General features: G+C 69.4%; 23 protein-coding genes and 1 riboswitch. Of the genes, 13 read left to right on the top strand and 10 right to left on the bottom strand.

The window, feature by feature from the left end:
- The first annotated feature begins 50 nt into the window (after positions 1-50).
- Entirely contained in the window at positions 51-782 is a 732-nt protein-coding gene (locus KIH07_RS00370) for a class I SAM-dependent methyltransferase (protein WP_226490080.1), read from the top strand.
- Between the two features lie 34 nt (positions 783-816).
- Here the strand turns inward: KIH07_RS00370 and KIH07_RS00365 are convergent, their stop codons facing one another.
- Positions 817-1,200: a hypothetical protein gene (locus KIH07_RS00365; RefSeq protein WP_226490079.1), complete on the bottom strand. Its 384-nt coding sequence runs from the start codon at positions 1,198-1,200 to the stop codon at positions 817-819.
- 146 nt (positions 1,201-1,346) lie between these two features.
- Between KIH07_RS00365 and KIH07_RS00360 the strand changes: the two genes are divergently transcribed.
- On the top strand, positions 1,347-2,468 hold the full coding sequence (locus KIH07_RS00360) for a YeeE/YedE family protein (protein ID WP_226490078.1): 1,122 nt from the start codon (positions 1,347-1,349) through the stop codon (positions 2,466-2,468).
- 202 nt (positions 2,469-2,670) lie between these two features.
- On the opposite strand, the gene KIH07_RS00355 is transcribed toward KIH07_RS00360, so the two are convergent.
- Together KIH07_RS00355 and KIH07_RS00350 are read right to left on the bottom strand one after the other, a co-directional pair.
- Complete coding sequence (locus KIH07_RS00355; RefSeq protein ID WP_226490077.1) at positions 2,671-3,924, bottom strand: MFS transporter; 1,254 nt, start codon at positions 3,922-3,924, stop codon at positions 2,671-2,673.
- Complete coding sequence (locus KIH07_RS00350) at positions 3,921-4,724, bottom strand: HAD-IIB family hydrolase (RefSeq protein WP_226490076.1); 804 nt, start codon at positions 4,722-4,724, stop codon at positions 3,921-3,923. Before KIH07_RS00350 ends, KIH07_RS00355 begins: the two co-directional genes overlap by 4 nt.
- Positions 4,725-4,779: 55 nt before the next feature.
- Positions 4,780-4,867, top strand: a riboswitch (S-adenosyl-L-homocysteine riboswitch).
- Positions 4,868-4,938: 71 nt separating this feature from the next.
- On the opposite strand from KIH07_RS00350, the gene ahcY reads away from it, so the two are divergent.
- The 7 genes from ahcY to KIH07_RS00315 all read left to right on the top strand — a co-directional run bounded on the left by ahcY (position 4,939) and on the right by KIH07_RS00315 (position 11,854).
- The gene (ahcY, locus tag KIH07_RS00345) at positions 4,939-6,387 is read left to right on the top strand and encodes an adenosylhomocysteinase (protein ID WP_226490075.1); all 1,449 of its coding nucleotides are present in this window, start codon (positions 4,939-4,941) and stop codon (positions 6,385-6,387) included.
- A 150-nt stretch (positions 6,388-6,537) separates the two neighbouring features.
- The gene (locus KIH07_RS00340) at positions 6,538-7,305 is read left to right on the top strand and encodes a TlyA family RNA methyltransferase (protein ID WP_226490074.1); all 768 of its coding nucleotides are present in this window, start codon (positions 6,538-6,540) and stop codon (positions 7,303-7,305) included.
- 36 nt (positions 7,306-7,341) lie between these two features.
- Positions 7,342-8,172 carry a methylenetetrahydrofolate reductase [NAD(P)H] gene (gene metF / locus KIH07_RS00335; RefSeq protein WP_226490073.1) on the top strand — a complete coding sequence of 277 codons (831 nt, stop codon included), beginning with the start codon at positions 7,342-7,344 and terminating at the stop codon, positions 8,170-8,172.
- Positions 8,169-8,588, top strand: coding sequence for a septal ring lytic transglycosylase RlpA family protein (locus tag KIH07_RS00330; RefSeq protein WP_413465683.1), 420 nt, complete (start codon positions 8,169-8,171; stop codon positions 8,586-8,588). Before metF ends, KIH07_RS00330 begins: the two co-directional genes overlap by 4 nt.
- A 54-nt stretch (positions 8,589-8,642) precedes the next feature.
- Entirely contained in the window at positions 8,643-9,908 is a 1,266-nt protein-coding gene (locus KIH07_RS00325; protein WP_226490072.1) for a LysR family transcriptional regulator, read from the top strand.
- Between the two features lie 127 nt (positions 9,909-10,035).
- Positions 10,036-11,016, top strand: coding sequence for a Bug family tripartite tricarboxylate transporter substrate binding protein (locus KIH07_RS00320; protein WP_226490071.1), 981 nt, complete (start codon positions 10,036-10,038; stop codon positions 11,014-11,016).
- 241 nt (positions 11,017-11,257) lie between these two features.
- Complete coding sequence (locus KIH07_RS00315) at positions 11,258-11,854, top strand: OmpW/AlkL family protein (RefSeq protein WP_226490070.1); 597 nt, start codon at positions 11,258-11,260, stop codon at positions 11,852-11,854.
- A gap of 101 nt (positions 11,855-11,955) precedes the next feature.
- Here KIH07_RS00315 and KIH07_RS00310 read toward each other — a convergent pair whose 3' ends face one another.
- Positions 11,956-14,127, bottom strand: a complete 2,172-nt coding sequence (locus KIH07_RS00310) for a sensor histidine kinase (protein WP_226490069.1) — start codon at positions 14,125-14,127, stop codon at positions 11,956-11,958.
- Complete coding sequence (locus tag KIH07_RS00305; protein ID WP_226490068.1) at positions 14,124-14,870, bottom strand: response regulator transcription factor; 747 nt, start codon at positions 14,868-14,870, stop codon at positions 14,124-14,126. The genes KIH07_RS00310 and KIH07_RS00305 overlap by 4 nt, the downstream gene beginning before the upstream one ends.
- A 184-nt stretch (positions 14,871-15,054) precedes the next feature.
- On the opposite strand from KIH07_RS00305, the gene KIH07_RS00300 reads away from it, so the two are divergent.
- The 4 genes from KIH07_RS00300 to KIH07_RS00285 all read left to right on the top strand — a co-directional run bounded on the left by KIH07_RS00300 (position 15,055) and on the right by KIH07_RS00285 (position 19,884).
- A complete protein-coding gene (locus tag KIH07_RS00300) occupies positions 15,055-16,356 on the top strand; it encodes an SPFH domain-containing protein (RefSeq protein WP_226490067.1) in 1,302 nt (433 codons plus the stop codon).
- Positions 16,353-17,915 (top strand): hypothetical protein, encoded by a 1,563-nt coding sequence (locus tag KIH07_RS00295; RefSeq protein WP_226490066.1) that lies wholly within the window; start codon positions 16,353-16,355, stop codon positions 17,913-17,915. The genes KIH07_RS00300 and KIH07_RS00295 overlap by 4 nt, the downstream gene beginning before the upstream one ends.
- Before the next feature lie 84 nt (positions 17,916-17,999).
- A complete protein-coding gene (locus KIH07_RS00290) occupies positions 18,000-18,566 on the top strand; it encodes a septal ring lytic transglycosylase RlpA family protein (protein ID WP_226490065.1) in 567 nt (188 codons plus the stop codon).
- 40 nt (positions 18,567-18,606) lie between these two features.
- Positions 18,607-19,884 carry an O-acetylhomoserine aminocarboxypropyltransferase/cysteine synthase family protein gene (locus KIH07_RS00285; protein ID WP_226490064.1) on the top strand — a complete coding sequence of 426 codons (1,278 nt, stop codon included), beginning with the start codon at positions 18,607-18,609 and terminating at the stop codon, positions 19,882-19,884.
- Between the two features lie 137 nt (positions 19,885-20,021).
- On the opposite strand, the gene KIH07_RS00280 is transcribed toward KIH07_RS00285, so the two are convergent.
- The 5 genes from KIH07_RS00280 to paaA form a co-directional block, all read right to left on the bottom strand.
- Positions 20,022-21,131: a 2Fe-2S iron-sulfur cluster-binding protein gene (locus tag KIH07_RS00280; protein ID WP_226490063.1), complete on the bottom strand. Its 1,110-nt coding sequence runs from the start codon at positions 21,129-21,131 to the stop codon at positions 20,022-20,024.
- A gap of 4 nt (positions 21,132-21,135) precedes the next feature.
- Complete coding sequence (paaD, locus tag KIH07_RS00275; protein ID WP_226490062.1) at positions 21,136-21,660, bottom strand: 1,2-phenylacetyl-CoA epoxidase subunit PaaD; 525 nt, start codon at positions 21,658-21,660, stop codon at positions 21,136-21,138.
- Between the two features lie 5 nt (positions 21,661-21,665).
- On the bottom strand, positions 21,666-22,508 hold the full coding sequence (paaC, locus tag KIH07_RS00270) for a 1,2-phenylacetyl-CoA epoxidase subunit PaaC (RefSeq protein WP_226490061.1): 843 nt from the start codon (positions 22,506-22,508) through the stop codon (positions 21,666-21,668).
- A gap of 89 nt (positions 22,509-22,597) precedes the next feature.
- Positions 22,598-22,945, bottom strand: coding sequence for a 1,2-phenylacetyl-CoA epoxidase subunit PaaB (gene paaB / locus KIH07_RS00265; RefSeq protein WP_226490060.1), 348 nt, complete (start codon positions 22,943-22,945; stop codon positions 22,598-22,600).
- Positions 22,942-23,964, bottom strand: a complete 1,023-nt coding sequence (gene paaA / locus KIH07_RS00260; protein WP_226490059.1) for a 1,2-phenylacetyl-CoA epoxidase subunit PaaA — start codon at positions 23,962-23,964, stop codon at positions 22,942-22,944. Before paaA ends, paaB begins: the two co-directional genes overlap by 4 nt.
- Positions 23,965-24,111: the final 147 nt, after the last annotated feature.

Genomic DNA, 24,111 nt, shown 5'->3' with positions numbered 1-24,111 from the left:
GACGACTGTGGCCCGGCAGGCCGGTGGCAGCGGCGACAATGCCGCTCACCATGCTGATCTGGCCGCTCCCCGCACTGCTGACCTGGGCGCTCGCCTGGGGTGTTTTCCTGGGGCTGCGCGTGGCCGGGCTGGGCGCGGTGGCGGCCTTTGTGCTGGCGTTGCTGGTCTCGGGCCTGCCGGCCTGGACCGGGCGCACGCCCTGGCGCCGGGTGTTCATGCTGGCCGGGTTCCCGCTCTCGCTGCTGGCCAGCGGTGCGGCGGCCGGTCTGCCGGCCTGGGCCTGGCTGCTGCCGCTGGCGCTGCTGCTCGCGCTCTACCCGCTCAACACCTGGCGCGATGCGCCGCTGTTTCCCACCCCGGCCACGGCGCTGCGGGGCCTGGCGGACAAGGCGCCCTTGCCGGACGGCGCGCGGGTGGTGGACGCCGGGTGCGGGCTCGGCGCGGGCCTGAAGGCGCTGCACGGTGAATACCCCCAGGCCCGCATCCACGGCCTGGAATGGAGCTGGCCGCTCACCGCTTTGTGCGCCTTGCGCTGCCGTTTTGCCCAGGTGCGCCGGGCCGACATCTGGGCCGCCGACTGGTCGGGCTACGACCTGGTCTATCTGTTTCAGCGGCCCGAGAGCATGCCGCGCGCGATGGACAAGGCGGCGGGCGAATTGCGGCCCGGGAGCTGGCTGGTGAGCCTGGAGTTCGAGGCCGGCGGCTGGGCGCCGCAGGGCCGGCTGCAGAACGTGGATGGCAAACCGGTGTGGCTCTACCAGGCGCCGTTTCGCCGCCGCTGAGGCCGCCCGCCCCAATACAACCGAGCCGGCCGGTTCAGGCCCAGGCCATCCAGGCCAGCGCCAATGCCAGCGCCACAAAACCCCAGAGCAGCAGGCGCGTGCGCACGCGCAGCGCCTCCACGGCGGTGACCAGGCGCGCGTTCTGTTCGGCCAGTTCGGCCACGGTCTGGGTCAGTTGCTCCTGCGCCTGGGCCTGTTGGTGGATCTGCTGCTGCGCCGCGATCAGGCGGTTTGTCAGCTCTCCCAGGCTCGGTGTTTCGCCCGCCGGCATCTCGATGACGTCGGCGGTGGGCATCGCCGGGGTCTGCGCGCGCTGGCGCTCCAGCAGCTTGCGCGCGGCGCTGAGCACCTTGGGCGCGTGTTCGATCACATCGCCCCAGGGAATGACTTTGAGCGCAACCAGCCAGGGAATGGCCATGGGGAGTCCTTTCGGTGCGGGTACGGGTGGGGCGTTGGAGCTTACCCGGCGCGCCGGGTTCGCCAGAAGTTGCGCCGCGTCAAGCTTTGGGGTGATTGGCCGGCGTAACATGATCGATTGCGCATATCTTCATAAACGGAGACGTCATGGACTGGACAAGCTGGATCGAGCGGGTGGGGGAACCGGGCGTGCTGGCCCTGTGCGGCCTGTTGGCCGGGCTGGGCTTCGGCTTTTTTGCCCAGCGCTCGCGTTTCTGCCTGCGCGCGGCGGTGATCGAGTTCTGGCACGGCCGCTTCGGCGACAAGCTCACCGTGTGGCTGCTGGCGTTCGCAACCGCCGTGGTGGCCGCGCAGCTGCTGGTGCTGTCCGGGCTGCTGGACGTGAGCACGGCGCGCCAGCTCTCGGCGCGCGGCAGCCTCTCAGGCGCGCTGCTGGGCGGTTTGATCTTCGGCGTGGGCATGGTCATGACGCGCGGCTGCGCGAGCCGGCTGCTGGTGTTGTCGGCCAACGGCAACCTGCGCGCGCTGCTCTCGGGGCTGATCTTCGCGGTCACGGCACAGGCCTCGCTCAACGGCGTGCTCGCGCCCTGGCGCGAAACCGTGTCGACCTGGTGGGTGGTGGACGGTGGCCCCTCGCGCAGCCTGCTCGCGCTGGTCGGGGCCGGGCCCTGGGACGGCCTGGCGTTCGGCATGGTCTGGCTGGTGACCGCGCTGTTTTTCGCCTACCGCAGTGGCTGGGGCTTCTGGAAGTGGGCCGGCGGCATCGGCACCGGGCTGATGGTGGCGCTGGCCTGGGCCGGCACCTACCAGGTGATGGCGCATTCCTTCGAACCGGTGCAGATCCAGGGCCTGACCTTCAGCGGCCCCTCGGCCGAGTGGCTGATGCGGGTGCTCAGCGCGCCCGGCGAACCCTGGACTTTTGGCCTGGGCCTGATGCCGGGGGTGTTTCTCGGCTCGCTGGTGGGCGCCCTGGTGGGGGGCGACTGGAAGCTCGAAGGCTTCGGCGGCGGCTACACCATGCCGCGCTACATCGTCGGCGCCATCCTGATGGGCTTTGGCTCCATGCTGGCGGGGGGCTGCGCCGTGGGCGCGGGCATGACGGGCGGCGCGATCTTCGCGCTCACGGCCTGGGTCACGCTGGCGGGCATGTGGATCGGTGGCGGTGTGGCCGACCGCGTGTTCGACGGCGCGAACAAACCCGCGCCCGCACCGGCGCCTTCGGACGATCCGGCACCGCGGGCGGCGAGCGCTCCGACCGCTGCGCCTTGAACGGTCCCCCCCTGCGCCGCCTTCGGCGTCACCCCCCCCCCGGGGGGCGCCAGCTGCGGCCTGGCGGAGCCAGTTCCGCGCTGGCCTGGGTTGGCGTTGCTTCGGGCGGTGCTCTGAGGCTTTGAGGGGGCTTTCGTTGCACGGCGGCCATCAGCTGCGGCCTGGCGGAGCCAGTTCCGCGCTGGCCTGGTCTGGTGTTGCTTCAGGCGCTTCTCAGAGGCCTTGAAGAGCGGCTTTCCCTGCGCAACAGCCACCAGCCCGGCCCGGCCACGGCCAGTAGCAGCGCGGGGAAGCCGAGCACCGGCGCCCAATCCAGCATGGCCGCGCCCAGGGCCGGGGCGAGCACGCCGCCCAGGGTGTACGACAGCACCAGCACGGCGGTGCTGTTGACCAGGGTGATGCCCTCTTCGCGCGAGCCGATGTCGATCATCGCCAGCGTGTAAAGGCTGCCACCCGCGCCGCCCCAGAAGAAGGCCACCGCCGCCGCCAGCCAGGGCGTGCCGGCCACGAAGGGAATGAGCGCCGTGGCCGCCAGCGTGACCAGCGCGCAGGCGCGCATGATCGCCAGCCGCGCGCGGTGGGCGCCGCCCCAGCGCGGGAGGCCGCCCAGCCGATCGGCCAGCAGGCCGGCGGGCAGCATCATGAGTGCGCTGCCCAGGCCGCTGGCCGAGACCAGCAAGGCCGCCGCCGCGACGCCCAGACCCAGGCTCAGGCCGTACAGCGGCAGGATGGAGGTGAGCCCGCTTTCGAAGAAACCACCGACGAAGCCCACCGCCATGATCAGCGGGTGCGCGCGCAGCGCATGCCACACGCCGTGCAGGCCCACGCGCGCGCTGTGGGCGTCGACCGCGCGCGGCAGCGGAGGGATCGCCAGGCTCCACAGCAGGCCGATGAACAGGCTGGCCAGCACCAGCCACAGCGCCGCCGGGTTCTGCGGCCCCAGCACGGCGAGCAGGGCAGGGCCGATCACGAAGGTGGTGCCCACCATGGTCTCGAACAGGCCCACCATGCGGCCGCGCTTCAGGGGCGGCGCGAACTCGGCCACCACCGCCTCGGCCAGCACCCAGCGCAGGCCCGAGGCCGCGCCGGCGATGAAGTCCAGCACGAACCACGCGGGCAGCCAGTCGGTGAGCAGAAAGCCGGTGGTGGAGATCACCGGGATCAGCGCCGACAGCCACAGCGTGGGCCGGCGCCCGAGCCGCTGGGTGATGGCCGAGGCGAACGGCGTGATGAGAAACACGCCCACCCAGCCGCTGGCCGCGAACAGCCCGGCCAGCGTGGTGGACACGCCGTCGCCCTTGAGCCGCAACAGCAGCAGCGGCAGCAGCATGAAATAGCCCACCAGCTCGAAGAAGGTGGCGCCGAAGATGGCCACCAGGCCGAGCCGGGCACGGGCCGGGGCGGCGGCGGGCAGGGGCGAGCCGCCGTGGCCGGGCGGCAGCGGGTGTTCGATCATGCGATCGCCTTCGCGGTGAGCACAGCGTGTGCCAGCTCGGCGAAGCCCGCGCCGCGTTCGCCTGGCGTCACGTAGCGCGGGCGGTGCGTCAGCTGGTCCCAGAAGCGCGCCACGTTGGCCACGCCCACGCTGTGCGCAAAGTGGCCGAACATGCGCGCGTCGTTGGTGGAGTCGCCCACGTAGACCCAGCGGTCGAGCTCGGCGTCGAGCTCGACCGCCAGGTGGCTGCGCACGATCCATCGCGCGCCGGCGAGCTTGTCGTGTCCGCCGATCCAGCCGTTGATGTGGATGGAGCTGACCGTGGCGTTCAGGCCACCGGCCCGCATGAGGCGCACCACCGCGTGGATCGACGCGTCGTCCAGGTGGGCGAACTCGCTGTGGTCGATGGCGATGTCGGTCTCGCGCCCCGGGCTGTCCTGCGACAAGCGGGTGTGTGGCAGTGTGGTCAGGATGTTTTGCGCCACCGCCTGCAGTTGCGCGAAGTTCGCGCGGCGGGTGGCCTCGTCCTGCAGCCAGGCCTTGCACAGCGCGCCATCGGCGCCGCGCCACAGCGCCACGGCACCGTTCTCCGCCACGATGGCGTTCACCGGCCAGGCCAGGGCAAAGGCCTCGCTCCAGCCCGCCGGGCGCCCGGTGATGGCGAACACCGGCAGGCCGGCGGCGCGCAGCGCGTGCAGGGCGGCCAGGGCGTCGGGCGTGATCACGCCCTCGGTGGTGAGCGTGTCGTCGATGTCGGTGAGCACGCCGTGGATGCGCGCGCGCTCGGCCAGCGGCCAGTCGGATAGCGGGGGATGGGTCATAAAGGCCCGCCAGTTTCGCAGATAGCCAAAACGGGCGCCTGCGTTAGAATCGTTGCCATCCGAGGAGCGTTGCAGCGCACCCCTGACCACCGGTCAGCGCGGGGCGTGAGGCTCGGAAATCCATGCAACGACGCTCATCCACTTCCGTGCGATGGGCTTTTTTATTCCCGTTTCGCGCGTGGGGTGGTTCATTCAACCTTCTCAGGAGCGAACCATGAACGCACGCATTCCCGCCGCCGCTGCATCGGCCAATCTGACCGACTGCGCCATCACCGACATCGGCCTGGCCGACTGGGGCCGCAAGGAAATCCGCATCGCCGAGACCGAAATGCCCGGTCTGATGGCCATCCGCGAAGAATTCGCGCCCAAGCAATCGCTCAAGGGCGCGCGCATCACCGGCTCGCTGCACATGACCATCCAGACGGCCGTGCTGATCGAGACCCTGCAGGCCCTGGGCGCCGAAGTGCGCTGGGCCTCGTGCAACATCTTCTCCACGCAGGACCACGCCGCTGCCGCCATCGCCGCCGCCGGCACGCCGGTGTTCGCCGTCAAGGGCGAGACCCTGGTCGACTACTGGGACTACACCCACCGCATCTTCGACTTTGGCCCCAAGGGCAGTGAAGGCGAAGGCCCGAACATGATCCTGGACGACGGCGGTGACGCCACGCTGCTGATGCATCTGGGCAAGCGCGCCGAAAAAGACCTGTCCGTGCTGGCCCACCCGGGCAGCGAAGAAGAGCGCATCCTGTTCGCCGCCATCAAGGCCAAGCTGGCCGAGGACAGCACCTGGTACAGCCGCAAGAGCGCCCAGATCATCGGCGTGACCGAAGAGACCACCACGGGCGTGCACCGCCTGAAGGAGATGTCGGCCAAGGGCACGCTGCTGTTCCGCGCCATCAACGTGAACGACTCGGTGACCAAGAGCAAGTTCGACAACCTCTACGGCTGCCGCGAGAGCCTGGTGGACGGCATCAAGCGCGCCACCGACGTGATGATCGCCGGCAAGGTGGCTTGCGTGGCCGGCTACGGCGACGTGGGCAAGGGCTCGGCCCAGGCCCTGCGCGCCCTCTCCGCCCAGGTCTGGGTGACCGAGATCGACCCCATCAACGCCCTGCAGGCCGCGATGGAAGGCTACAAGGTCGTGACCATGGAGTACGCCGCCGACAAGGCCGACATCTTCGTGACCACCACCGGCAACCGCGACGTGATCACCTTCGAGCACATGGCCGCCATGAAGGACCAGGCCATCGTCTGCAACATCGGCCACTTCGACAACGAGATCCAGGTCGCCAAGCTGGAAGAAAAGTGCCAGTGGGAAGAGATCAAGCCCCAGGTGGACCACGTGATCTTCCCGGACGGCAAGAAGATCATCCTGCTGGCCAAGGGCCGGCTGGTGAACCTGGGCTGCGGCACCGGCCACCCCAGCTTCGTGATGTCGTCGAGCTTCGCCAACCAGACCATCGCCCAGATCGAGCTGTTCACCCACCCCGAAGGCTACGACGTGGGCAAGGTCTACGTGCTGCCCAAGCACCTGGACGAGAAGGTCGCGCGCCTGCACCTGAAGAAGGTGGGCGCGATGCTGAGCGAGCTGAGCGACGAGCAGGCGGCGTACATCGGCGTGCCCAAGCAAGGCCCGTACAAGCCCGACACGTATAGGTATTGATCCCCCCGCGCCGCCTTCGGCGTCACTCCCCAGGGGGCGGCGCTGGCGGCCCGGCGAAGCCGGTTCCGCGGCGCCCTGGGGCGGCGCGTGGCCTTTCGGCCGCTGGCCGCGTGTCGTTGACGTGGCGGTTCCTCTGGAAATCTACAGCTCATGCGTGCTGATCAACTTCTCGTCGAACGCGGCCTCGCCGCTTCGCGCTCGCAGGCCCAGCGGCTGATCGCCGCTGGCGTGCGCTGGCGCCTGGCCGGTGGCGACTGGAAGGCCGTCACCAAAAACGGCGACGAACTGCGTGAGACGGTGGAGCTGGAGCTGCTGGACACGGCGGAGTCGCGTTTCGTGTCGCGTGGCGGCCTGAAGCTGGAAGGCGCGCTCCTGCACGGCGGCATCGATGTGACCGGTCTGCGTTGTCTGGACGTGGGCCAGAGCAGCGGTGGCTTCACCGACTGCCTGCTGCAGCGCGGCGCCGCGCAGGTGGTGGGCGTCGATGTCGGGCAGGGTCAGCTGCACCCCAAGTTGCACGGCGATGCGCGCGTGGTCTGCATCGAAAAATGCAACGCCCGCGAACTCACGGCGGAGCACCTGGCGCAAGCCGGTGGCGAGGCCGCCGCGGCACCGTTCGACCTGATCGTGGGCGACCTGTCGTTCATCTCGCAGACCCTGGTGTGGCCGGCCATCGTGCCGCTGTTGAAAGGCGGTGGCGACTTGCTGATGTTGGTCAAGCCGCAGTTCGAGCTGCAGCCCGAACACATCGGCAAGGGCGGCCTGGTGAAGAGCGCCACGAGCTACGCACGGGTGCGCGAGCGAATCGAACAGGCCTGCCTGGACAACGGGCTGGCGATGCAGGACTATTTTGAAAGCGCCATCACCGGCGGTGACGGCAACCGCGAATTTTTTGTCTGGGCGCGGCGCACGGTCTGAGGCCGGCGCCCCGTGCCACCCCACTGAGGCAACACCATGGCTCTGCCACTGAGTTTCGAGTTTTTTCCGCCCAAGACACCCGACGGCGCCGAGAAGCTGCGCGCCGTGCGCCAGCGGCTCTACGCGCTCAAGCCCGAGTTCTGCTCGGTCACCTTTGGCGCCGGCGGCTCCACGCAGGACGGCACGCTGCAGGCCGTGACCGAGATCATGGCCGAGGGCTGCTCGGCGGCGCCGCACCTGAGCTGCATCGGCCAGTCGCGCGAGTCCATCCGCGAGCGGCTCGCGGCCTATGCGGGTGCCGGCATTCACCGCCTGGTGGCCCTGCGCGGCGATCTGCCCAGCGGCTACGGCCTGGGCGGCGAGTTCCGCTACGCCAGCGATCTGGTGGCCTTCGTGCGCGCCGAAACCGGCGACCAGTTCCACATCGAGGTGGCGGCCTACCCGGAAACCCACCCGCAGGCCAAGTCGCCGCAGGCCGACCTGGACGCGTTCGTGGCCAAGGTCCGGGCCGGCGCGAACTCGGGCATCACCCAGTACTTCTTCAACAGCGACGCCTACTTCCGCTACATGGACGACCTGCGCCAGCAGGGCGTGGACGTGCCGGTGGTGCCGGGCATCATGCCCATCACCAGCTCCACCCAGCTGATGCGCTTCTCCGACGCCTGCGGCGCCGAGATTCCGCGCTGGATCCGCATGCGCCTGCAGGCCTATGGCGACGACACCGCGTCCATCAAGGCCTTCGGGCTGGACGTGGTGAGCGACCTGTGCGATCGCCTGCACCGCGCCGGCGTGCCCGGGCTGCACTTCTACACCATGAACCAGAGCGCCGCGACGGTGGAGATCGTGCAGCGCCTGCGGTTGTCATGAACTCGCGGGCCGCGCTGCTGCTGACCCTGGCCACGGCGCTGTGGCTGGGTGGTTGCTCCACCACGCGCGAGCCGTCGCTGCCCGACCTGGGGTTGCCCGGTGGGCCATGGGACGGGCCGGGCGGCGGTGAGATCGAGCGCGGCATGGCCTCCTGGTATGGCCAGCAGTTCCAGGGCCGGCGCACCGCCAGCGGCGAGCCGTTCGACATGCATGCGCTGACGGCCGCCCACAAGACCCTGCCGTTCGGCACACGGGTGCGGGTGCGCCACCTGGGCAGCGGCCAGGAGGTGGTGGTGCGCATCAACGACCGCGGTCCCTTCGCCAAGGGCCGTGTCATCGACCTCAGCCGCGCCGCCGCAGCGGCCATCGGGCTGGTCCAGTCCGGCACGGCCCAGGTGGTGTTGCTCAGGCCTTGAAGACGAACCTGCCGGTACGAGTCCACCCGACGGCGCTCTGACGAATCCCTTGTCATGAATCGGGCTGCCCATCTCACGGAACGATTGCCCTTGCGCTGGCTGCGGGCCGTGTCTGCCGTGGCCCAGACCGGCAGTGCCACCCGCGCGGCTGAGCCGCTTTTCCGGTCGGTTTCGGCGGTATCCCGTTCGCTGCGACAGGCCGAACAGCGTCTGGGCTTGCCGTTGTTCGAGCGTGGGGCAAGGGGCATGGCCTGCACGCCGGCCGGTCGGGTGCTTGCCCTCAGGACCCACCGTGCCCTGGCCCACCTGATCGCGGCACATGCCGAGATCGAGAAGCGCTGGGGTGCCGCTGGCTCCGGGTCGCGGCCATCCGCTCTCGAGCGGACGGTGACCGACGCCATGATGCTGTCGCTGGTGGCGGTGTCGGGCGCTTCGGGTGAGTCTGCGGCGGCGGCGCAGCTGGGTCTTTCGCAGTCGGCCATACACCAAAACCTCCAGGCGTTGCAGCGCATGGTCGCGACGCCGTTGTTCAGGCGATCGGCACAGGGCACGCGACTGACGGAGGCCGGCGACTGCCTGGTGCGCCACGTGAAGCTCGCACTGGGCGAGCTGCGCATCGCCCACGAGGAGGTGGCCACCTTCCTTGGTCAGCCGCGGGGTGAACTGGTCGTGGGGGCCTTGCCCATGGCCAGCACGGCCTTGGTTCCGCAGGCCTTGTCCCGTCTGCTGCGGACCCAGCCGGGGGTGCTGGCCACCGTGGTGGATGGCACCTACGAGACGCTGTTGCGGCTGTTGCGACAAGGCGATGTGGATCTGATGGTCGGCCCGCTGCGCGGTGAGCAGTCGCCCGGCGACATGGTCGAGCACGAGCTTTTCGTGGACTCTCTGGTCGCGGTGGTCCGGCGGGGTCATCCCTGTGCGCTCGCGGATCGGCGCTTGCAGCTGGGGGCCCTGCGGACGGCGACCTGGGTGGCTCCCCTGCCTGGGACGCCGGCGCGACGGGCCTTCGATGGCGTGTTCGCAGCGGTGGGCTGGTTGCCCCGTGTCTGCCTGCAGGCCAACAGCCCTTCGGTCGTGCGGGCGATGCTGCTGATGGGGGACGTCGTGGCCCTGTTGTCTCCCCAGCAGATCAAGACGGACGTGGACTCCGGTTTGCTCGAAGTGCTCCCCCTGGTGTTGAGGGGCACCGAACGCCGGATCGGCATCACGCTGCGCCGCGACGGCCTGCCGTCCCTCGCATGCCAGGGGCTGCAGGCGGCGTTGCAGGCGGTGGGTCGCTCCTGGACGGGTATTGAAACCACGGGTGTGCCGGATCGCTAGGGTTTGTCCCATGGCCGTATAAGTCAAACGCGAAGGTTCGAGCCCATTGAGCGTTGGTCCGGAGGGGCCGTGGTGGAGACACTTCTGGCAACCTCATCCGCATCCCATTCTCGCCAACGGAGTTTTCATGTCAGACCCGGTTTTCGGCACGCACCGCCGCACGTTCATCACCGTTGCCCTGGCTTCAGCCGCGTGGCCCTGGGCCCAGGCGCAGATGCCCAAGACCATCCGGCTGATCGTTCCCTTCCCTCCGGGGGGCTCCACCGACATCCTGGCCCGTGCCATCGCTCCCAAGCTCGCTCTCGCACTGGGTGCCACCGTGGTGGTCGACAACCGGGGCGGTGCCGGGGGATCCATCGGAGCGGGCGAGGCGGCCAAAGCTGCACCCGATGGCAGCGTGCTTCTCATGGGGCACATCGGCACCTTGGCGGTCAACCCGTCCATTTATCCCCGGTTGAGCTATGACCCCGTCAAGAGCTTCACGCCCGTGGCCTGGGTAGCCCGTGTGCCCAACGTATTGGTGGTGGGTGCCGACTCCCCGATCCAGAACTTCAAGCAGTTGATCGATGCCGCACGGGCACGACCGGGTGGACTGACGCACTCGTCCGGCGGGAACGGAAGTGCTGCGCACATCACGTTCGAATACCTCAAGCAAAAGACGAAAACCTTCATGTTGCACATTCCCTACCGGGGGACCGGGCCGTCGGTGGTGGACGTGATCGGAGGGCGGGTGGATGCCACCTTCACCGGCTCGCCCGCCGTCATCCCGCACATCAAGGACGGGAGGCTGCGCGCGCTGGCCGTGTCCAGTCCGCAGCGTCTGCCCTCTCTGCCCGACGTTCCCACCGTTGCCGAGAGCGGATATACCGGATTTGAGGCCGACCAGTGGTACGGCATCGTGGCGCCTGCGGGCATGTCACCGGCATTGGTCTCCCTGCTCAATACCGAGATCAACAAGGCGTTGGCGCTGCCCGATGTGGCGCAACAACTCGCCACCGAAGGCGCCACGCCCACGCCCACCACCCCGAAAGCGTTTGGAGAACTGATCGTGCGGGAAATACCGCGCTGGGCCGAAGTGGTCAGGATCAGCAACATGAAAGCGCCCTAGGGTGCGACACCCCCATAGCGCTTCGCACGCCCTTTGAGCCGCTGAAGGCGCCGTCTCGACGGTGTTGCTCAGGCCTTGAAGCCGGGCATGTCCCGGTTTGATCCAGATCAATCTACGGGCAATTCAACGCCGCACAAGGGGGGTGCAGGGGCGTGGTTTGACGATCCTCAAACGCCCGCATGCCCCGCTCTTCTGTAATCCCAACCGGGAATGTTCCCGTGTCGAGGACTGAGAGATGAGCATGAAAAAACACATCATCGCGATTGCCGCTGTAACGTTGTTGGCATCGGGCGCCGCCATGGCGCAGAACTTCAAAGAGGGCTCGCTGCTGGTGCGTGCCCGCGCCGTGCACCTGGACAGCGCCAACAAGGACACCACCGGTCTGGGCCTGGAAATCAACAACAAGTGGCTGCCCGAGGTGGACTTCACCTATTTCCTCAGCCCGAACCTCGCGGCCGAGCTGATCCTGACCGTGCCCCAGAAACACACCATGACCGCCGGCGGGGCCAACATCGGCTCGCTGCGCCACCTGCCGCCCACGCTGACGGTGCAGTACCACTTTGACCTGGGCGGGGTGAAACCCTATGTGGGCGCCGGCCTGAACTACACCCGTTTCAGCTCGGTGAATCTGCTGGGCGGCGCCGCCGACGTCAAACGCAACAGCTTCGGCCCGGCCCTGCAGGTCGGTGTGGACGTGCCGCTGACGGGCAACATGTACCTGAACTTTGACGTGAAGAAGGTCTTCATCAAGACCGATGTGCTCGCGGGCGGCGTCAAGGCCGGCACCTTCAAGGTGGACCCGCTGCTGGTCGGCATGGGCCTGGGCTGGCGCTTCTAAGAAAAAGCGTTTTTGGGTTTTGTGAGGGGTTGTGGCCCGGGGCGCCAAGGTGCTCCGGGTCTTTTTTTCGCGCGTCCCGGCCCGATGGCGCCGTTGTGCGCTCAGACCATCCGGGTCAATCCCAGCGTGAACAGCACGCCATCGGCCACGTTGCGCGCCTGCACCGTACCGCCCATCTTGCCCATGTAGGTCTTGACCACGAACAGGCCCTGGCCGCGGTGGCCGTCGGTGGGCGGCAGGTCGGACACGCCGTAGTCAAAAATCCGCGGCAGCAGCGCCGCGTCGATCGCCGGCCCCTGGTTGTGCACCGCGATCCAGGCGTGCTGCGGATCGGCCGTCAGCGACAGCGTGATGGCCGTGCCCGGTGTGCGGCAGCGCTGGGCGTTGCTCAGGAGGTGCGTGACCACGTCTTCCAGCGCGAAGCCATCGGCCCGCACCTGCAGGCCCGCCAGCCCGGTGTTGTCCGCGTCCAGATAGCGCACGCCGTCGATGCCGGAGAAGTGCGCGTTGTCGGCGATCTGCCGCAGGAAGGCGTGGATGTCCAACCGCTCGCTGGCCATGTCGGCAGCGACGATCGCCTCGCTCGGGGAGGCGTGGCCGTACAGCACCTTGACGGCCTGCTGCATGCGCTGCACATAGCGGTGGCTCGGGTCCTCGGGCCGGCCGTGCAGCACCATCAGCGACTGCAGTGGCGACATGATTTCGTGACCCACGGCGTGCCACATGTCCAGTTCCTGCTGGGCGCGCTGGTGTTCGCGCGAGATGTCGTTCTTCACCCGCTGCAGCAGGTCGGACAGGCCCCCGGCCAGGATGCCGAGTTCGTCGCTGCCACGCAGATCGCTCACGTCCAGGTCGGCGAGCCGGTTTTCCGGCAAGGGCGCGTGCACGTTGTACGACACCGCCGCCGCGCGCCGGGTGAGCTGGGTCACGCGGCGGATGAGCCCGATCTCGATCAGCAGCCAGGCCAGCACGATCGCGCCCAGCATGGCGCCGACCAGCCAGAGCAGGCGCGTGGCGACGATGCTGATGCGGCGCTCCACCGTGCGCACGTCGCCCGTGAGCGTGATCTCGAAGCGGCCCACCGGCGTGGCCACGGTGTCCACCGCCTGGAGCGGGGGCACCCGGGTGTCCACCGGCAGCAGGCCCACGATGTGGCGCACCCAGGGCGATTCGCGCTCGCCCGGCTCGGCGCTGCCGTGCAGGGTCTGCGTGGCGGGGGCGCGCGTGAGGCCGGGCGCGAGGGAGCTGGCCACGCGCTGAATTTGAAGGCTCTCGCCCGGCAGCAGGGACTGCGCCAGCTCGGCCAGCGCGGACGGTTCGGCCTGGCGTGGCGCGGCGGTGTCGAGCAGTTGCGCCGACGCGGGCCCCACGATCTGCAGCCCGACGCGGATGTCGGCGAGATCGGCGGGCGGCCAGACCACCCGGGCCGGTGGCAGATTCGCCACGCGCAGGGCGTCCGAGGGCAGGCGGATGGAATAGAAGGCGCGGCGCGGGCAGTCGGGCTGGTCCTGGCCTTCGTCGGCACAGTCCGGGCTTTGCCAGACCCAGCCGCGGAAGTCCCGCACCGGGCGGGTCTTGCGTTGCAGCGTGTCCGGCTCCGCCCCGGCGGCGGGCGCCCGAAAACCGGCCCAGCGCCCCACCAGCGGCGCCTGCGGCTGGCCGGGGGCGCTGGCCACCAGCTCCAGCGGCGCGATCCAGCGGGTGGTCTGGCCGCGCAGCGTCAGGTGCACGCGGGCGCGGTGCACGTCCTGCAGCTCAAGCTGGCCCCGCTGGCGGCCCACCAGCGGCGGGCTGACGAAGCTGCCCGCGAGGTAGACGAAGCCGCCCGCATAGGGGTTGCTGCCGATGGCCGCGCAGGCGCTGGCGCCGTCCTGGAACAACACGGCGCAACCCGAACTCTCCAGCGCCTGCTGGGCCTTGAACGGGTCGTCGAAGTCGAGCGCGCCAAAGGGCAGCAGCAGCGGCGAGAGCTCGGCGCCCTGGCCGGGCGCGGCCGGTTCGTGCTGCGGATTGAGCAGGGCGAGCTGACCGGCCGGGTGGCGCAGGCGCGCGAGGATCTCCGACTGGGTCTTGCGAAAGCTGTTCTGGTAGTTGAGGTAGCTGCGCTCCTTTTCGTGCCGCAGCACGGTCAGCGCCAGGCCCAGCGTGGCCAGCACCAGCAGCGCAAAGACGGCGCGAAAGAAGATGCGCCGCCGAAAGCCGGCCAGCCCCAGGCGCGGCACGCCGAGCTTGCCCATGCGAAAGCGGGGCAGGTCGAGGCCCGGCACCTTCATGCGGGCTTCCGGCCGGGTGCGGAAACCAAGGCCGCACGGACCCAGCGAAAGCCCCGCATCGGCACGTTCTCGATGCCCTCGAACTGCGGGTCCACCTCGCGGAACGCGTCGCGGATGGTGCTCACGTGCTTGCGCACGTTGTCGCGGTTGCGCCCGCTCTTGACCACGTCGAACAGCTCCTCGTACGACACCACCTCGCCCGCGCGCTGGTGCAGCGTGGCCAGGATGCGCTGCGCGGTCAGCGGCAGGTTGATGCGCTGGCCGCGCCAGATCGGCGTGCGCTGCCACAGCGGGTCCAGGCTCAGTTCGTCGGCGGGCGCCGCCGGTGCGGCCACCGCGGCCTGCTTGCGTGAGACGCGCAGGATGTCCAGAAAGGTCTCGATGAAATCGCGCTCTTCGAAGGTGGTCTTCTGCAGGTAGTCCCAGGCGTCCAGCGCCTTCATGATGCTGCGGTAGATGGCCGCGGGCATGGCCGAGACCACCAGCACCGGCGTGCCCTGGCGGTTCTTGTTGATCGCGTTGATCAAGGCCACGCCGGCGTGGCGCTCGTGGCCGAGTTCGATGTCAAGCACCACCAGGTCGTAGGGCACGCGGTTGATGGCGTTTTCCGCGTCGTCGCGGTTGAACCACTGGTCGATCCGGATGTCGGGCCGCGCCGACCGGATCCAGGTGGCCAGCTGTCGGCTGGTGGGTTGATCGTCCTCGATCAGGGCCACGCAAAGGGTCGGGGTGGGGCTGGACATGGTGCGCCATTATGAAATGGCCCCCAGCGCGCGGCGCGGAAGGAATCTTCCGTGGGCGAAGCAAATGCGCCGCCCGCCTGAAGCCTCTCGCCCGGCGCCCGCGTTGTAGCTTCCCGGGCCCTTGCGAAGAATCGGGTTCATCGGTTGAGCGGCGTCTGCCCCCCGATCCCCAGGAGTCTTCACCATGTCGTTTTCGCTCAAGCAACTCTCTGCCCGCCTGCGCCAGGCCTTCGCCCGGCCGGCGCCCGACGCCAGCACGGCGCCGCTGTTCGAGGACGGCGCGCCGCCGGCACAGCCCCGCCCGCCGCTGCGACTGCCGCGCCTGCCCCGGCACACCGCCCCGGTGGTGGTGGTGGCCCTGCTGCTGGTGGCGGGCGGCTACACCCTGGTGCGCCACCCGCCCGCGCTCACGATCAACCCGGGCCAGGCGGCGCTGCGCACCAACCAGCTCACCGGCCACCAGCAGGAACTGGGCGCGGGCAATGTCTGGGTGCTGCCCGGCCTGCACCGCCTGCGGGTGCTGTCGCTGCGCGACCAGAACTGGAAGTCGGCCGAGATGGCGCGCCACGACGGGCCGGCGCCGGTGCAGTCGGTGGAAGGGCTGTCGCTGGGGGTGGACGTGACGGTGCGCTTCGCGGTCAACCCGGCCCAGCTCGCGCTGGTGGCCAGCCGGCTGCAGGTGGACCCGGGCGCCGAGCTGGTGGACCCGGCCCTGCAGGGCGTGGTCTACAAGACCTTCGCGCGCTACACGGCGCGTGAAATTTTCTCGACCCGGCGCACGGAGATCCAGCAGGCCATGGAAGCCGAACTCAAACCGAAGCTGGCCGCCGAGGGCCTGATCCTGCGCAACGTGCAGGTGGGCAAGATCGACCTGCCGCCGCAGTACAGCGAGCGCATGGAAACCCTGCTGGCCGAAGAGATGGCCAGCGAAAAGATGCGCTACACGCTGGAGCTGAAAGAAAAACGCGTGAAGGAAAGCGAGCTCGAAGCCCGGGCCGAGATGGTGCAGCAGGAGCTGCAGGCCGAGGCCGCCGGCAAGGTGCAGGTGATCGCCGCCAAGGCGCAGGAAGAGGCCATGAAACACGTGCTGCCCTTCAAGCAGCGCCAGGTGGAGCAGCGCAAGCTCGAAGCCGAGGCCGACAAACAGTCGCGCATCCGCACCGCCGAAGGCAACGCCGAGGCGCGGCGCATCGAAGCCGACGGTGAGGCGCTGGCGCGCCAGCGCCTGGCACAGGCCGAGGCGTTCCGGCTGGACGCCGTGGGCAAGGCCAACGCCGAACAGATGGCGCGCGAAGGCAGCCTGCTGAGCCGCCATCCGCTGCTGATCCAGAAGGTCATGGCCGACAAGCTGTCGGACAAGGTGCAGGTCATCATCGCCGCGCCGCCGGCCGACGGCGGCTTCATCGGTTCGGGGCTGCTGGGCCAGTCGGGCAAGTCCGTCGCGCTGGCCCGGGGTGAGCCGGCCGATGAGGGGGAAGAAGAATGAACGCCCTCGCACACCCACCCGAGACGGCCGTGAAAACCTGTCTGCGTTATGTGGCCACGGCCGCGCTGGCCGCGGCGGCGGCCTGGCTGCTGGTGTTCGTGGCGCCCCAGGCCCACGCCGCCGAGGCACAAACACCGGCGCTGCCGCCGCAGGCGCTGATCGTGCAGGACGCCGTGGCGCTGCGCGCCGCGCCACGCGACGCCGCGGTCCAGCAGGCCCGGCTGTGGCAGGGCGAGCTGGTGGAGATCCGCGGCGAGCGCCTGGAGTACGTGCAGGTCTGGGACCACCAGCGCGAGCGCGGTGGCTACGTGCGGGCCAGCCAGTTGCGCCGCCTGTCGCTGGACGCGGCCCACGCCGACGAGCTGCTGGCGGTGCTGCGTTTCGTCAAGGACAGCGCGGGCAGCGAAGGCCTGGGGTTTGGCTACGGTGCGGCCTGGCTGCGGGCGGCCAGCCCGGCGCAGCTGTCGGGCCCGGTGGGGGCCGAGGTGCTCGACGCCGTGGCCGGTGCGGCGCAGCGGCTGGCGCAACGGGCCTCGGCCGCGGGCCTGTCCCGCGGCGCCCAGGAAGCGCTGCTCGGCCAGCTGGACGCGGCGGGGCGCTACGGCATCCGCTTCAACAGCCACGAGATCGGGGACCGCATGCAGATCTGTTACGACGGCGAACTGTTCACCCGCGTGCTGGCCATGCCCGCGGCCAGTGCCGAGCAACGCGCCCGTGCCGCGCTGGCCCTGACCGACCCGGCGTGCGAAGACCCCGCGCTCGGTGTGCTGCAGCGCATCCAGCGCCAGGAAGACAGCGCCCGCCTGCTGGACCAGGCCGACGCGCCGGGCCTGCCGCCGGTGTTGAAAAACCGCTTGCAGATGCGGCGCGCCAGCGTCTGGTCGGCGGTGGCTTTCGAGCGCTCGCGCCGGGCGCCGGGCGGTGCGGACGCCGCCACCGCCGCCGAGCGCGCGCTCGAGGCGCTGGCGCGGGTGGACCCCCAGGGCCTGCCCGACACCGATGCGGGCCTGATGAACGACGCGGTGATGCACGTGAACGCCTCGCGCTGGGCGGCGGTTCCCGCCAGCGCCCCGGGCAAGGGCCTGCAGCTGCGCACCAGCCCCGGCGCGCAGGCGGGGCAGACTTGCGTGAGTCTGCACGGCGGGGCGGCGGGCAGCGCGCCGCTGTTGACGCAGTGCAGCCACGGCGTGGTGTGGACGGCTTCGTTCAGCGTGAACCGCGAAGGCAACGCCGCGGCCCTGGCGGTGCAGCCGATGGCGGGCTGGCGCGAACTCTGGCTGCTGCGCAAGCAGGCCGGGGGCTGGACGCTGAGCGTGCTGCCGCCAGCGCCCACCCTGCCGGGCATCGGCTACGCCGAACTCGCGGGCTGGGTGCCGGGCGGGCGCCAGGTGCTGGTGGCGCGCGAAGCCCGGGGCGAGGGCGCGTACCAGCGCCGCTACGAAGTGCTCGATCTGGCCACGCTCGCCCCCCAGCGCCAGGCCAGCGACCCGAGCGTGCTGGGCGCTTTCCAGCGCTGGCAGATGCCGCAGTGGAAGCAGCAGAGCGTGAGCCTGCGCTGAGGGCTGGGCGCTCGGGAGCGCGTGATGTGCCCGCTGCTCGGGTAAGGTCGCGGGGCTGGCTCCAATCAGCAGACAGGAAATGCCATGCCCTCCGCACCGAACCCCACCGCCGGTCGCCCGCGCCTCGCGATCGCCCTGCTGGCCACCCTGGTCGCTGCCTGCGCCGGGCCGTCGCCCGTGTCCGAGCAGGCACCCGATGAGCCGCGGCCGGGCCCGGCGGTCCGTTCCCACGCATCGCCGGCGGACGAGCCGGCAGCCGCACCGACGCCTGCGCCCGCGTCCGCGTCCGAAGCCCCCGGGCCTGCCAACGTGGAGGCTCCCGCGGCGCACGCTGCGCCAGCGACGCCATCTGCCTCCGACGAGTTGATCGACCAAGGGCTCGCGTCCTGGTACGGAAAGCGTTTCCACGGCCGGCGCACCGCCAGTGGTGAGCGCTACGACATGCACGCCTTCACGGCGGCCCACAAGACCCTGCCCTTCGGCACCCGGGTGCGGGTGCGCAGCGTGCGCACCGGCCAGGAAGTGGTGGTGCGCATCAACGACCGCGGGCCTTTCCGGCGCGGGCGCGTCATCGATCTCAGCCAGGCGGCGATCAACGCCCTGGGCCTGCGCCAGCGCGGGGTGACCGCGGTGGAGCTGCTGAGAGAATGAGCGCGCGGATTCGCAACAACACACCCAGGAGAGCGACAGCATGAGGATCGAAACCATCGCCGTGCACGGCGGCTACACGCCCGACCCCACCACCAAGGCCGTGGCCGTGCCGATCTACCAGACCGTGGCCTACGCCTTCGACGACACGCAGCACGGCGCCGACCTGTTCGACCTCAAGGTCGCCGGCAACATCTACAGCCGCATCATGAACCCGACCAATGGCGTGCTCGAAGCGCGCCTGGCCGCGCTCGAAGGCGGCGTGGGCGCGCTCGCCATGGCCTCGGGCATGGCGGCCATCACGGCGGCGATCCAGACCATCGCCGAAGCGGGCGACAACATCGTCTCGGCCTCCACGCTCTACGGCGGCACCTACAACCTGTTCGCCCACACCTTCCCGCAGCAGGGCATCACGGTGCGTTTCGCCGACCCGCGCGACCCGGCTGCGTTCGCCGCGCTGATCGACGAAAAGACCAAGGCGATCTATTGCGAGTCCATCGGCAACCCACTGGGCAACGTGACCGACATCGGCGCACTCGCCGCCGTGGCCCACGCCGCGGGCGTGCCGCTGATCGTGGACAACACCGTGACCAGCCCCTACCTGTGCCGTCCGTTCGAGCACGGCGCCGACATCGTGGTGCACTCGCTCACCAAGTACCTGGGCGGCCACGGCACCACCATCGGCGGCGCCATCGTCGACAGCGGCAAATTCCCCTGGGCCCAGCACAAGGCCCGCTTCAAGCGCCTGAACGAGCCCGATGTGAGCTACCACGGCGTGGTCTACACCGAAGCGCTGGGCGCCGCCGCCTACATCGGCCGCGCCCGCGTGGTGCCGCTGCGCAACATGGGCGCGGCGCTCTCGCCCATGAACGCGTTCCAGATCCTGCAGGGCATCGAGACGCTGGCGCTGCGCATGGACCGGATCTGTGAGAACGCCGTCAAGGTGGCGACCCACCTGCAGAACCACCCCAAAGTGGCCTGGGTCCACTACGCCGGTTTGCCCGACCACAAAGACCACCGTCTGGTGCAGCAATACATGGGTGGCCGCGCGTCCGGCATCATCAGTTTCGGACTCAAGTCAGAAGACGCGATTGCCGCCGGCGCGCGTTTCCAGGACGCGCTGCAGCTCTTCACCCGGCTCGTGAACATCGGTGACGCCAAGTCGCTGGCCTGCCATCCGGCGACGACCACGCACCGCCAGCTCAACCCGGACGAGATGAAGAAGGCCGGTGTGAGCACGGACATGGTTCGCCTGTCCATTGGCATCGAGCACATCGACGACCTGATCGCCGATCTGGAGCAGGCGTTGGGCACGGTGTGACCCCCCTGCGCTGCGTTGCGGCTTCCCCCCAGGGGGACCACACCCTTGGACCGGCGAAGCCGGATATTCGGTGTGTGTGGGGGTGGGGCACGCGCTCCGGCTCGACCGGTGGGCGCCGGCAGCGCTGACCGTCTTGTTCAGCGCTCGTCGTAGCTGACCACCAGTTTGTCCGTGGTCGGTCGCGCCTGGCAGCTCAGCACGAAGCCTTTGTCGGTCTCCCAGGGTTCGAGCGTGAAATTCTTGTCCATGGTGACGGCGCCTTCCACCACTTTGGCGCGGCAGGTGCAGCACACGCCACCGCGGCACGACCAGGGCAGGTCCAGGCCGGCGTTGAGCGCCACGTCCAGCACGTGTTCGTCCTTGCCCATGCGCAGCTGGTGGGGTTTGCCGTCGAGCACCACGGTCAGCGCCACTTCACCTTTGGTCGGCACGGCCGGATGGCCCAGCACCGCGGCCCGGCGCTGATCGGCGGGCAGGGCTTCGAGCGTGGGCGAGGTGAAGCGCTCGGTGTGCACACGGTCGGGCCGCACGCCGGCTTCCAGCAGCGCCTGTTGCGTGGCCTCGATCATGGCCTCCGGCCCGCAGATGAACACCTCGTCCATGCTGCCCACCGGCAGCAGCGCGGCGATGATGGCGCGCACCTTGTCGCCGTCGATGCGGCCTTCGAGCAGCGGCACCTCCTGCGCCTGGCGCGAGAGCACGTGGATCAGCGTGAGGCGGCCGGGGTAGCGGTCCTTCAGGTCCTGCAGCGCTTCGTTGAACATCACACTGGCCATGCGGCGGTTGCCGTAGACGAGCGTGAATTTCGCTTCGGGCGACTCTTCGAGCGTGCTGGCCATGATGGACAGGATGGGCGTGATGCCCGAGCCGGCCGCGAAGCCCACGCGGTGGATGGCGCGCGGCTTGTGCACGGTGAAGCGGCCGTCGGGCGGCATCACGCGGAGGGTGTCCCCGGCCTGGAGGTCGGCCGCCGCCCAGTTGGAAAACACGCCCCCTTCGACCGGGCGGATGCCCAGCGTGAGCTCACCCTGCTGCGTGAGCAGGCTGCGCGGGCTGCTGATGGAGTAGCTGCGCCGCACGTCCTGCCCGGCGATGGTGGTGCGCAGTGTGAGGAACTGGCCCGGCTCGAAGGCGAAGGTCTCGCGCAGCTCGGGCGGAATGCGCAACGACACCGCCACCGATCCGGCGGCCTCGGGGTGGATGCGCGAGACGGTGAGCTCGTGGAAGCGGGGGGCGGCGTGGCTCATGGTGTCAGTACGGCTTGAAGTAATCGAAGGGTTCCAGGCAGTCGAGGCAGCGGTACAAGGCTTTGCACGCGGTGGAGCCGAAAGGTGAGGTTTGTGTGGTGTTGGGCGAGCCGCATTGCGGGCAGGGCACCGCGGTGTGCCGGACCGCGTAGCGGCTGAACTTCAACACCCCGGCGGGCGTGTCGGACTGGCTGCCACATTGCGGCGGCGCGATGCCATAGGCGCGCAGCTTCTCGCGCGCGGCCCCGCTCATCCAGTCGGTGGTCCAGGCGGGCGAGAGTTGCGTGATGACACGACCGGGCAGTCCGGCGGCGTTCAGGGCCGCGCGGATGTCGTCCTCGATCTGGCCCATGGCCGGGCAGCCGCTGTAGGTGGGCGTGATGACCACTTCCGGCACGCCGTCGGCGCCCTCGCGCACGTCGCGCAGGATGCCCAGCTCGCGCAGGCTGATGACCGGAATCTCCGGATCGGCCAGGTGCGCCAGTGCCTCGGTGATGGCCTGCAGCGAAGCGTGGGTGGCCACATTCATGGGGTTCACCAGATGGCGGTCGGGTGCGCACGCGCCAGGCTCTGCATCTCGGCCAGCAGGAAGCCCAGGTGCTCCGAGTGCACGCCCACATGGCCCTGGGCCACGTAGCCCGCGTGTGGCTGGTCATGGCGCGTGAGGGTGGCCTCGGTCAGGGTGTCGTTGACGAGGGCGTTCCAGTGATCGCGCAGGGCGGCGGTGTCCACGCCGCTGCCATCGGCCGAAGCCGCCTGCTCGGCGGGCGACGGCTGCCAGAAGGTCTCGCAGTAGGGCAGCAGGTGGTCGATGGCCGCCTGCGCGCGGCGGTGGGACTCTTCGGTGCCGTCGCCGAAGCGCACCAGCCAGTCCGACGCATGGCGCAGGTGGTAACGCACTTCCTTCAAGGACTTGGCGGCGATGGCAGCCAGTTGCGCGTCCTTCGACGCCTGCAGGCGGTCCCACACCAGCACCATGAGCGCGCTGACGAGGAAGTTGCGTGCGATGGTCACGGCGTAGTCGCGTTCGCTCACCGCATAGCCCACCAGCGGGCCGTGGTGCGGCAGCTCCATCAGCGTGTGGCAACGGAACTCGGCGGTGTCGCGGAAGTAGGCCAGCGTGTCTTCAGTGATCTGGCCGTTCTGGCGCGCGCCCTGAAGGTGCGCGAAACGCTGGGCCTCGGCCGGGTCGGCGTTGATGAGGCTGGCCGCGTGCTGGTAGAGCAGCCGCGCCTGGCCGATCAGGTCCAGGCTGTTGTTGGCCAGCGCCAGGTCTTCTTCGAGGACGGGGCCGTGGCCGCACCACTCGGCGTTGCGCTGGCCAAGCACCAGGGCGTTGTCGGCCAGGTGCAGCAAATACTCAATGGGAGCCCCCACGCTTCCCACTTTGTGTGGTGCGCTGCCCCCCAAGGGGGCGCTCGCTGGCTTGGAGCGGTCCTGCGCGGCGCTCGGGTCGGTCGCGGCCATCACATGTGCCCCACTTTTTCAGGGATCTCGTAAAAGGTCGGATGGCGGTAGATCTTGTCGGCCGCCGGGTCGAAGAAGCTGTCCTTGCTGTCGGGCTCGCTGGCGGTGATGGCGTTGGACGGCAGCACCCAGATGCTCACGCCTTCCTGCCGACGCGTGTACACATCGCGCGCCATCTGCAGCGCGTGTTGTGCGTCGCTGGCGTGCAGGCTGCCGCAGTGCTTGTGCTCCAGGCCCTGCTTGCTGCGGACGAACACTTCCCAGAGCGGCCATTCCTTGAGCGCGGGTGTCGATGTGGGCGCTCCCTCTCCCTTGGGGAGAGGGTTGGGGTGAGGGCTTTTGTTCATGCGGCCTCCTTCAGGTTGCGGGCTTGTTGTCTGGCGGCGTGCGCCATCGCGGCGTCGCGCACCCACTGGCCTTGTTCGTGGGCCTTCACGCGGGTTGCCAGGCGTTCCTTGTTGCAGGGGCCGTGGCCGTTGACCACCGCCCAGAATTCGTCCCAGTCGATGGGGCCGTGGTCCCAATGGCCACGCGCTTCGTTCCATTTCAGGTCGGGGTCGGGCAGGGTCACGCCCAGCACCTCGGCCTGCGGCACGGTCGCGTCGATGAACTTCTGACGCAGGTCGTCGTTGCTGATGCGCTTGATGCCCCAGCGCATGCCCTGCACGCTGTTGGGGCTGTCGGCGTCGGGCGGGCCGAACATGGCCAGGCATTTCCACCAATAGCGGTTCACCGCGTCCTGCACCATGGCCTTCTGCTCGGCCGTGCCCTGCATCATCACCAGCAGGGCCTCGTAGCCCTGGCGCTGGTGGAAGCTCTCTTCCTTGCAGACGCGGATCATGGCGCGGGCGTAGGGGCCGTAGCTGCAGCGGCACAGCGGGATCTGGTTCATGATCGCCGCGCCGTCCACCAGCCAGCCGATCACGCCCACGTCGGCCCAGTTCAGCGTGGGGTAGTTGAAGATCGAGCTGTACTTGGCCCGGCCAGCGTGCAGCGCGTCCAGCATCTGGTCGCGGCTGGTGCCGAGCGTCTCGGCGGCGCTGTACAGGTACAGGCCGTGGCCACCCTCGTCCTGCACCTTGGCGATCAGGATGGCTTTGCGCTTGAGGCTGGGCGCGCGGCTGATCCAGTTGCCCTCGGGCAGCATGCCCACGATTTCGCTGTGCGCGTGCTGGCTGATCTGGCGCACCAGGGTCTTGCGGTAGGCCTCGGGCATCCAGTCGCGCGGCTCGATCTTGCCGTCGGCGTCGATCACGGCATCGAAGTGGGTTTGCAGCGCCGCCTCTTCGGCGCCTGGCGGTGGCGCCACCGACTTCGGGCCCGGCTTGGCCTCGCTGTCCGCGACCGAAAAAGACTGGGTGTACATGGGCTTCTCCTGCTCCGGTCGGTGGGTGCGACACGGGTAGGACGGCAGTATAGATAATTAACCGACCGATCGGTTGGTTAATTATGGGGAGCGGCATCAGGGTTTTACCGAGGGTGCCGCGAGGCGACACATTCACTTACCCGACGG

The organism is Hydrogenophaga taeniospiralis (genome assembly GCF_020510445.1).
Taxonomy (GTDB): Bacteria; Pseudomonadota; Gammaproteobacteria; order Burkholderiales; family Burkholderiaceae_C; genus Hydrogenophaga.
Note: the sequence above shows the minus strand (reverse complement) of the source record. Positions and strands in the feature narration are given on the sequence as shown.